The following is a 9,230-nucleotide window of genomic DNA, read 5'->3' on the forward strand; positions in this document are numbered from 1 at the left end:
CAGCACAAACGCGCCGCAGGACATGCCCGACCAACCCGAGAGGATCAGGCAAATCTGCGGCAGTTTCGTCCTAACACCGCTGCGCTCGGCTACGTAATCTGAAAGCACGCAACGGATGCAGACACAGGCCACGGCAGGCCGCTCAGATGAACAACGTCAATGAGGACTGAACAATGAAAAACGCAAAACGGCTTTCCCTTTCACTGGTGATCGGCGCGATGGTGGCCTGCGCGATCAACCTTTCCTCGACCAGCTTGTACCTGGCAGCTGACGGTGCTGATCGAACTCCAGGCATGCGCGTGAGTGAAGGTGGCAGTGACCGCACTCCGGGGTTCCGCGTTGCCGCTGATGGTTCGGACCGCACGCCAGGCATGCGCGTCACTGAAGGTGGCAGTGATCGCACTCCGGGTTTTCGCGTTGCCGAAAACGGCTCTGATCGCACGGCTTTGGGCCGTATCGGCTCAGTCTGAACATCCGAGGAGAAAAGTGATGAAAGATGCCAAAAAAACCACTCAGGACCATCGTTACGCAGGCATGTGGGTTACCGCGGATGGATTCATCCGTCATGAGCTTCTGACGACTGGTCGTTACGACGAGGCCCGTGGTAAAAACAAGAGCGCCTATCAGGGCCGCTATGAACTGGTCGGTGATTACATCCAGTACTGGGACGACACCGGCTTCACCGCTGACGGCCACTTTCATGACGACGTGCTGTATCACGCCGGAATGATCCTGTATCGGCAATGAGTACTTTGATGATGTCGGGCGAATATCGTCTGCCTGAAAAGCTTCAGGCAGACGTTCATCAACACTTGTGAGAGCCTTGAAATGGAACAGAGCGATGCTTTCATCCTTCAAAACACAGCCGTCTACCGTGACGAACTGGTTCGCCTGCTGACGCAACGCTTTACCACACCCGGGATCTATGAGACCGCCATAGCGCCCCTGCATGTCATCCGTTTCGATGCACCTTCGGAGCTGATCCATACCGTGCACAAACCGGCACTTTGCCTGATCGTGCAAGGGCAAAAGGAAATCGGCCTGGGTGACGACCAGTACCTTTACGACCCCCTCAGCTACCTGGTGGTTTCGGTCACCCTTCCGGTGTCCGGTCGCGTGCTGATGGCCAGCCCGGAGGCGCCCTACCTGTGTATCCGGTTTGATTTCGAGCCCACGGAAATCGCTCAGGTCATCGCCGACGCTCCACCGGCGGGCGTCCCGGACGAGCCGGAGCTTGGCCTTTTTCTTGAGAAAGTCGATGTACCCCTGCTGGAAACCATGCTGCGGCTGGTCCGGCTGCTGGAAACACCGAAAGACATCGGCATGTTGGCACCGCTCGCCCTTCGCGAGTTGTATTACCGCCTCCTGCGGGGTGTGCACGGCCGTCGTCTGTACGAGCTCGCCCTCGGCGACTCGCAAACACGGCGAGTAACACGAGCAATCGACTGGTTGAACAATCACTACACCCAACCCTTGCGCATCGAAGAACTCGCCCGGGTCGCCAACTTGGGCAACTCCACATTGCATCATCGCTTCAAGGCGGTGACAGCCATGAGTCCGCTGCAGTATCAGAAACAACTGCGCCTGCAGGAAGCCCGCCGGCTGTTGCTCGGCGAAGGGCTGGATGTGGCGAGCGCCTGTTATCGAGTGGGCTACGAAAGCCCGTCGCAATTCAGCCGGGAATACAGTCGCCAGTTCGGGTGCCCGCCCTCCAGAGATGCCAGCCGGGTCCGGCATCCTGCGTGAACGCCTGGCCGGAGCCAGTTCAGGGCAGCAGAACGCCAGGGAAAGATCCAATACGACGGTTATTGAAGGAACCATCGGAGGTTGATGTCGTGGAACAGGCCGTTCGCAGCGACAGAGACTTCAGATTTGCGACAAGCCACCGTCGACCATCAGCTCCACGCCGTTCACATATCTGGCGTCGACCGAGGCCAAAAACAGTGCCGCGCTGGCGATTTCTTCAGGTTGTGCCATGTAGCCCAGTGGCGTGATTTGCTCGACGTATTGGCGTAGCGCAGCGATGTCGCTCTCGCTCATTTTCAGCCCGTTGTCCATCAGCGGCGTGCGTGTGAAGCCAGGGCTCAACACATTTGCGCGGATTTTGCGGTCCTTGAGTTCGTTGGCCCACGTGCGTGCAAATGATCGCACCGCCGCCTTCGACGCGTTGTACAGACTCAATCCCACCATACCATTGCTGGAGCAGATCGAGGCGGTCAAGACGATGGACGAATTGTCTTTCATCAAGGGAAGAAGTGTTTGAACGCTGAAAAAAACGCCTTTCACGTTCACGTCGAACATGGCGTAGTAAGCAGCCTCGCTGGTCTCTCCGAGGGGATTTTTCTCACAGATCCCGGCATTCGCGAAGACCGCGTCAAGCCGGTCGTCCCGCGCCTGGATTGTCGCTTTGAGCGCGTCGAGATCGGCTTGGCGCGAGACGTCGGAAACCACCGCGACAGGTTTGTCGCCGAGTCTGGCAACCGCCGCCTCCAGCATTACCGCTGCCCGTCCAGTGATGTAAACGCGTTTGGCGCCCTCGGCGATCAAGGCTTGCGCAATGGAAAATCCGATCCCCGTGGAACCGCCGGTCACTACGGCAACCTGATCGCTGAATTTTCCTGACATGTCTGACTCCTCGGTCGTTGAAAAAGGGGTCGTCTGAAACGACCTTGCTCATGGTGAGCGCCATCGGAGCAGAGCGGCACTGACAGGAATGAACATTGATCGTGCAGTTTTGTAAGGCGAAAACGCAGGAGTGATTCCCTAAATTGGGACCCATGACTTGGTCCGAGCAGGCGCGAAGCCTTGCCTTTCACTTGTCGTCAAACCTGAGTTTCCCTACAGGATGCCTGTCATGTCTCGAATCGAAATCGAAGTGTCCGAACCCCGGCGCTGGTTGATGTTTGCCATCTTGCTCGTCGGTGCGTTTCTACCGCCCCTGGATTTTTTTATCGTCAACGTCGCGCTGCCCTCGATACAGGACGACTTGGGGACAGGTTCCTCTGCCGAGCAGTTGGTGATTTCTTCCTACGCGACGCTCTATGCCGTGACGCTGATTACCGGCGGGCGACTCGGCGACCTGTACGGTCGCGGGCGGATGTTCTTCCTTGGCCTGCTGGGTTTTGCCGCCGCGTCACTGATGTGTGGCGTGGCAGGTTCACCGTGGATCCTCATCCTCGGCCGAGCCTTGCAGGGGGTGACCGCCGCCGTAATGGCTCCTCAGGCGCTCGCATCGGTGCAGGCGATTTTTCCGGCGTCGGAAAGACCATTGGCATTGAGCCTGTACGGAGCCGTGTTTGGGCTGGCATCCGTAATCGGTCAGGCACTGGGCGGCTTTTTGATTGAAATCGACGTTTTGGGCATGGGGTGGCGGGCGATTTTTCTCGTTAATCTACCGATTGCGTTGCTGGTGATTGCGTTCGGCATCCCTGTGCTGAAAGAAACCCGTGCGCAGCATGCCAACAAGCTGGATCTGGTGGGCACAGCATTTTCGATGCTGACCCTGACCGCTCTGGTCGTGCCTTTGATTGAAGGTCGCGAGGCGGGATGGCCGTTGTGGGCATGGCTTTCACTGGCCGCCAGCCCTGTGCTGGCGGTATTGTTCTGGCGCTACGAGAACCGCTTGCACCGAACTGGTGGGACCCCCATCCTCGCACCGGCCGTACTGAAAGCGCCGGGCCTGGGGCGAGCGCTACTGGTCGCGCTTTGCTTCTATTCAATCGGTGTGTTTTTTCTGATGTTTTCGATTTACCTGCAAGGCGCGCTGCATATGACCGCGCTGCATGCCGGGCTGATTTTCCTGCCGTTCGGCGCTGGGTTTCTGCTCGGCCCCCTGTCGGTCCCTCTACTCAGACGCATCCTCGGGGGCTACGTGAATCCCATAGGCATGGGACTGGAGGTTTTCGGACTGCTATGGCTGGGCTGGCTCGTGTCAGTGACACCGACCACCCTCGCCCCGCCCTTCACATCACTCACGATCATCCTGTTCCTGATCGGTCTGGGACAAGGCCTGGGCCTGCCGACGTTGATGCGCATGGTCACGGGGCGGGTCGCGCCGGCGTATGCCGGAATGATCGCAGGCATCACCAGCGCAACGCTGCAAATCAGCACATCGCTGAGCGTCGCGCTGATTGGCGGTGTCTTTTATACCTTGCTGGGAGAACCGGCTACGGCAGTCAGCATCGCTTACGCGTTCACTATCGCGGTACTGTGCATCGCCGTCTGTCTGGCCGTGGGAGCAGCGATAAGCCTGACGTTAGCGCGCCAGCCAGTGCATGTACCGGAGGTATCGGCTGTCCGTTTGACCTGAGGGGGCTACCCCGCGCCGATCATGCTGGAAGCGAGGTCGGCCAGCGCACGCAGCCGGTCCATCTGACGCATGTCCTGGTGATAACCCATCCAGATGTCCCGCCCTGGTGGCGGCTCATCCTCATCCAGCAGGCGCAGTCCTGATATGGAGTCGCCGAGGACGCGGGGCAATACGGCAACACCAAGCCCCTTCGCGCACATCTGCGCCTGAACTGTACGGCTGCTGCTGGTGAACACTGTTCGGGCCCGCGGATACCGCTGCTGCAACCAATGCACGTCGGGGTAATGAGCCTGGGCAACGTTCATGAGGATCAGCCCCAGGCCTTCACCGTCCGGCTGCGGCGCCGGAGCATGCAAAGCGGCGTAGAGTCCGTAAGTCAGGGTTGTCAGCTTGCGGTGGACGATGTCGGGTTCGGTGAAAGGCACGATCCGGAAGGCGATGTCGGCATCCCGGCGAGCGAGGTCGAACAGACGATGCCCGGCGATGACTTCAGGAACGATCAACGGATACCGTTGCACCAGTTCGCTCAGGACCGGCGCCAACACATGGCAGGCGAACCAGTCGGCCGAGGATATGCGCAACAGGCCTTCCGGCTGATCGCCATGTCCTGCCAGACGACGCTCGATGGCCAAGGCGCTGTGTTCCATGTCCTGCGCCAGACTGAGAATCCTCTCACCAACATCCGTGAGCACCAGCCCTTGAGCCGTCCGCAGGAAAAAGGTTTGCCCGCTGGTTTGTTCAAGCACCTGCAGGCGCCGCCCGACGGTCGGGTGACTGACCCCCAACTGCCTGGCGGCACCACCGAGCGAGCCACTGCGGGCAATCGCCAGGAAGACCCGCATGTCACTCCAGTCCATGCCCTCGTCCCATACTGAAAATGAACAATGAGGTTGCAACAATGGCCGTCCCGCAGCAATACCCTGAACCACGTGCTTCGAAGCCGTTATCAAGAGCAGTGGCTTTGAAATGAACGTTGGCTCAGTCGGAGCGGATCACCCTACTCGCCTTGGGCATCCACCACTTCGATTCGAGTGATTCCGACCAGACTCGCCTGCTCGATAATCTCCTCAGGTGTCGAGTCTGCATCAGGCATGATCAGGCTGTTCTCGCCATCCCCGAAATGTAACTGCAACAAGTGCATGGCCGCGTCCTGAATGGGCAACTCAGGCTGCTTCAGTTGGAGCTGATGGGTACGGGGCTGGTCGTTGAACAGGTACGTGATCGTGTAATTGCGCATGGATGACACCCTCAGAATGGTAATCGGCACCTATCCTGACTGAGTGGTCAGCTTATAGTTCAAGCAGATGACTGTTCATGAATTTCGATCCAGTCACGTGATCTGATCAGCCTCGCGACAAGGACTTCAGACGCTCGACCAGTGCGGCTTCAAAAATGATGTACAGCCGTTCGGCATCACCGGCACGCAAAGCTCCGCCGGTTTCCAGTCCCAGCACGAATCCATCCGCCCGCGCCCCTGCCTTGACAGCAATGATCATCGAATCTGCCCGGACAATCTGCGCCAGCAGTCGATCTGCTTCACGCTGAATCTTCTCGCCCAACACTACGCCTTCCACATCGCCACCCAATACCTTCAATTCGACATCCAATACACGACAGCGATAACCGCTGAAACCCAAATGATGGGTCAGGATCGTCCAGCCCGCAACAACAGCTCACATCGCCCTTGGGTCCACAGTTGGCGCGATCATCTACGACTTGTAATAGAACCCCCTCCAGAAAGGAGGGTCTGCTCTTTTATGACCTCTCGGAAGTAAATCCAATGTCCGCGCAGCGCAACCTGGTAATACTCGCTCGGGGTGGATACGCCTCCCGCGGGATGCTCTATTTGATCATCGGTATATTTGCCTTGATGGCAGCCCATGACTCGACAAAACCGAAGGACAGTCACAAAAGCCTGGAGGCCTTGCTGAGCCAACCGTTCGGCTATTTTCTGGTGGGACTTGTGGTGGCGGGTCTGCTTGCATTTTCGGCATGGCGTGTCCTGCAAGCCGTACGCGATGTCGATCATCACGGCACGCAATTCAAGGGTCTGGTGATTCGTGCAGGCCTGTTTGCAGGAGGTTTGGTCAACGGTGCTCTCGCGTTCTTCGCATTGGGCCTGCTCGTGAGCGGCACCCGAAACTCGAGCCATTCAGGAGAGCAAACCAAGGATTGGCTGGCGCATCTTCTGTCGTGGGAGCACTCGAATTTATTGTTGTATCTGATCGCGCTCATACCACTGGGCGTTGGAGTGGCTCACATCATCAAGGGATGGAAGGCTTCGTTCGAAAAGTATTTTGAGGCCGACGACGAGGTCATGCGTTACGTCCGTCCGGTGTCACAATTCGGCCTGATCGCCCGCGGAGTCGTGTTTATAGAAACTGCTTTGCTGCTGGCAGTGAGCGGTTCCGCTTATCAAGCCATGGACCCACCCGGCATGAAGGAAGCGCTGGACGCACTCCAGAGTCTACCCGCTGGATGGCTTGTCTTGATGGTGATGGCTCTGGGGCTGATTGCCTTCTCGGTTTACAGTTTCTCTGAAGCGTGTTGGCGCAAGATAAACATGGATGTGCCAGGCGTAACCAAATGAAAAGCCCGGCATTAAGCCGGGCTTTTGATCGCGCCGCAGGTCCGTCTATCTATTTGTTCAGGCCGCCATATTCGACCCGCTGAGGCTTTTCTTCAGTGAAGCCTTCATCACTTCCATTTCCTTGCCCAACTCTTCGAGCTTGGCATTGCCCAGCAGCTTTTTGGCCTGGGGAAACATCTCGGTTTCCTCTTCCTCGATATGGTGTTCCAAAAGCTCCTTGACCACCTTCACGCGGCCGGCAAACTCGGGCGTAGAAGGATCGGTAGACTTCAGGTCTGGCAATACCAGTGAATCTACCGTGCGATGTTCTTCTTTCGCCTCGTAATACATTTCATCCTGTTCCTTACCGCCTGCTTCCTTGAAAGCCGGATACAGAATCTGCTCCTCAAGCTGAGTATGAATGGTAATTTCCAGTTCAAGCTTGTCCAGCAACTCCGCCCGCTTTTTTAATGCGCGATCGGTGGATTCACTGAGTTGATTCAGAATGCCTTTAACTTTTTCGTGGTCAGTTTTCAGAAGGTCGATGGCGTTCATTTGAGGCCTCTATCACGGATTATTGTTCGCCGATCCAGGTCGGCAATTCTTGCGTCATTCCAGACAGACACCGCATATTTTGTGCCAGCACTTCAGCTTTTAAATATCATTAAACATCAACGGCTTGCGCACGAGGATGGCCAAATAAAAGCATGCACTCTGCATGAGTAGGGGCTGAGGTTCTTGCAAATAGCGGAAGCGCGCCAGTCATCGGCAGTTGCTGCGAGAGATAATAAAGATTGGATACAGACGGAGGACGCTAGGGCCAGTAGCCCTAGCTGATATCACTTTTTCTTGTTCGCCGGTTTCTCTGCTTTGTCTGATTTTTTAGCTTTGGTTGACTTGCTATCAGTTTTTTTTGCAGATTTTTTTGGATCGGCATCTTTTTTCTTGTCTTTCTTTTCGGGAGATTTGGCAAGAGCCGAGCTTTCAATCTGACTACCTTATTTGAGAGCCTATTGACTAACTAACACCAAAACTCCAAAGGCATTGCTACGAAACGTGAAGATCACGAAGCTTCTTTTGAAAATCGACTAAAAAGGGGACTGATTTATTTCTCAGAAAATAAATCAGTCCCCTTTTCTGTCCCTTTTCTTCTTTTTCTTGCAAATAGCCGATGCACAGTCAATCCGTCATTTGCACTTGCCTAGACTACTCATCTGCACCGCGTTTCAACTTTGGTCTTCAGAGGATAACCTTATGCTCATCGCCAACCTTTTCAACATACTTATGGCTGTGCATAAACTCCCTATGCTTTTCGGTCACAAATTTTGCAACCATTAAATCCAGTGCACTTTGACCTCCTTGCCCCCTATAAAACCTTAACAAAAATGTTTTTGTGGAAATATTATGCCTTCTGTCATATGAACTCCTCAACAAGTCATAAAGCGTATAAGCATCCTGTACAATTGCGCTCGACAAAAGCAATTCAAGCGTGTGAACACCTAGAGAATAGAAGCAGTAACTAATATCACGATCTCCGACTATTATTTTGTGATCTTCTAGAGAGAGTGGAATCTCATTCATAGTGACACTAATAAAAAGACAAGAAAGGCCTTCAGTTATCTTGGGATGACGCTTTTCAAGAACAATTCTCCGCAGTGCTGTGTGAGCCTGTTTCCAAGGCTTATATCTTAGCTTATGAAAACTTTTTTCGATCGCATCATGATTATTATCAGACGAGAGAATAGAGTCCAAGTACCTTGATGCCTTCACTTCAAATGCCAGAAGCGTTTTGTTTCGCGAGCACAAAATCATTGCATCGGGAGATTTCGACTGCGTCTTCCCATATTTGAACTCAGGAATGTATTCGTACAAATCCAATTTCTTTAAGGTGCAAGAAACCTCGCATAAGTTTTGCACGTAACGTTCAAAATCAGCACCAAAATCATCTAAAAAGTCCTTGTCTTTTCCTGTTGCAAGATGAATCTTATGGAATAGATTATCGAATAGCAGCTCCTCTACAAATCGCCCTTCCACAGGTAAATATTCTGTTTCGGACAATCGAAGGAAGGGCTTATCCCTGAAGAGGGAATGATTGCTAGGTTGATCAATTGTGGCACTGGAAAACTCCGCACCTTCGCTGAGATCAAAGGAAACTGACTTCATTACGGAGATTAGCAATTGCAAATCAATACCAACTTCTTGATTTGCTTTTCGCAGATCTATTACCCAATCAGAAAACGACACAACCTCAAATTGCTCGACACTTCGTTTGACCAAGCAGCGAGCAATTATCATATATATGATATTTATGTAATTTTCTACACTAAATCCAGACTCACCCTGAAATAACTG

At 54.3% G+C, this 9,230-nt stretch carries 11 protein-coding genes; 5 read left to right on the forward strand and 6 right to left on the reverse strand.

The genetic code is table 11. The features are described 5' to 3' along the window. The first annotated feature begins 173 nt into the window (after positions 1-173). The 3 genes from C1X29_RS26555 to C1X29_RS26565 all read left to right on the forward strand — a co-directional run bounded on the left by C1X29_RS26555 (position 174) and on the right by C1X29_RS26565 (position 1,746). Positions 174-470, forward strand: a complete 297-nt coding sequence (locus C1X29_RS26555; protein ID WP_085649060.1) for a hypothetical protein — start codon at positions 174-176, stop codon at positions 468-470. A gap of 19 nt (positions 471-489) precedes the next feature. Next, positions 490-747 carry an Atu4866 domain-containing protein gene (locus C1X29_RS26560; RefSeq protein ID WP_039773158.1) on the forward strand — a complete coding sequence of 86 codons (258 nt, stop codon included), beginning with the start codon at positions 490-492 and terminating at the stop codon, positions 745-747. Between the two features lie 81 nt (positions 748-828). Beyond that, complete coding sequence (locus C1X29_RS26565; RefSeq protein WP_102718781.1) at positions 829-1,746, forward strand: AraC family transcriptional regulator; 918 nt, start codon at positions 829-831, stop codon at positions 1,744-1,746. A gap of 120 nt (positions 1,747-1,866) precedes the next feature. On the opposite strand, the gene C1X29_RS26570 is transcribed toward C1X29_RS26565, so the two are convergent. Further along, positions 1,867-2,625, reverse strand: a complete 759-nt coding sequence (locus tag C1X29_RS26570) for an SDR family NAD(P)-dependent oxidoreductase (RefSeq protein WP_102718782.1) — start codon at positions 2,623-2,625, stop codon at positions 1,867-1,869. A 229-nt stretch (positions 2,626-2,854) separates the two neighbouring features. On the opposite strand from C1X29_RS26570, the gene C1X29_RS26575 reads away from it, so the two are divergent. After that, positions 2,855-4,309 carry an MFS transporter gene (locus C1X29_RS26575; protein ID WP_102718783.1) on the forward strand — a complete coding sequence of 485 codons (1,455 nt, stop codon included), beginning with the start codon at positions 2,855-2,857 and terminating at the stop codon, positions 4,307-4,309. A gap of 5 nt (positions 4,310-4,314) precedes the next feature. On the opposite strand, the gene C1X29_RS26580 is transcribed toward C1X29_RS26575, so the two are convergent. The 3 genes from C1X29_RS26580 to C1X29_RS26590 all read right to left on the reverse strand — a co-directional run bounded on the left by C1X29_RS26580 (position 4,315) and on the right by C1X29_RS26590 (position 5,883). Then, a complete protein-coding gene (locus tag C1X29_RS26580) occupies positions 4,315-5,166 on the reverse strand; it encodes a LysR family transcriptional regulator (protein ID WP_102718784.1) in 852 nt (283 codons plus the stop codon). A 140-nt stretch (positions 5,167-5,306) separates the two neighbouring features. Further along, on the reverse strand, positions 5,307-5,546 hold the full coding sequence (locus C1X29_RS26585) for a hypothetical protein (protein ID WP_102718785.1): 240 nt from the start codon (positions 5,544-5,546) through the stop codon (positions 5,307-5,309). Positions 5,547-5,652: 106 nt separating this feature from the next. Further along, on the reverse strand, positions 5,653-5,883 hold the full coding sequence (locus C1X29_RS26590; protein WP_085747576.1) for a hypothetical protein: 231 nt from the start codon (positions 5,881-5,883) through the stop codon (positions 5,653-5,655). A 206-nt stretch (positions 5,884-6,089) separates the two neighbouring features. Here C1X29_RS26590 and C1X29_RS26595 point away from each other — a divergent pair, with 206 nt between their 5' ends. After that, positions 6,090-6,899, forward strand: coding sequence for a DUF1206 domain-containing protein (locus C1X29_RS26595; protein ID WP_102718786.1), 810 nt, complete (start codon positions 6,090-6,092; stop codon positions 6,897-6,899). Positions 6,900-6,956: 57 nt separating this feature from the next. Here the strand turns inward: C1X29_RS26595 and C1X29_RS26600 are convergent, their stop codons facing one another. Both C1X29_RS26600 and C1X29_RS29260 read right to left on the reverse strand, forming a co-directional pair. Next, positions 6,957-7,433: a hemerythrin domain-containing protein gene (locus tag C1X29_RS26600; protein ID WP_007955324.1), complete on the reverse strand. Its 477-nt coding sequence runs from the start codon at positions 7,431-7,433 to the stop codon at positions 6,957-6,959. 684 nt (positions 7,434-8,117) lie between these two features. After that, the coding region (locus tag C1X29_RS29260) for a hypothetical protein (protein ID WP_158247906.1) at positions 8,118-9,230 on the reverse strand (1,113 nt) is incomplete at its 5' end.

This window comes from Pseudomonas sp. GW456-12-10-14-LB2 (assembly GCF_002884345.1).
Lineage (GTDB): Bacteria > Pseudomonadota > Gammaproteobacteria > Pseudomonadales > Pseudomonadaceae > Aquipseudomonas > Aquipseudomonas paraglycinae.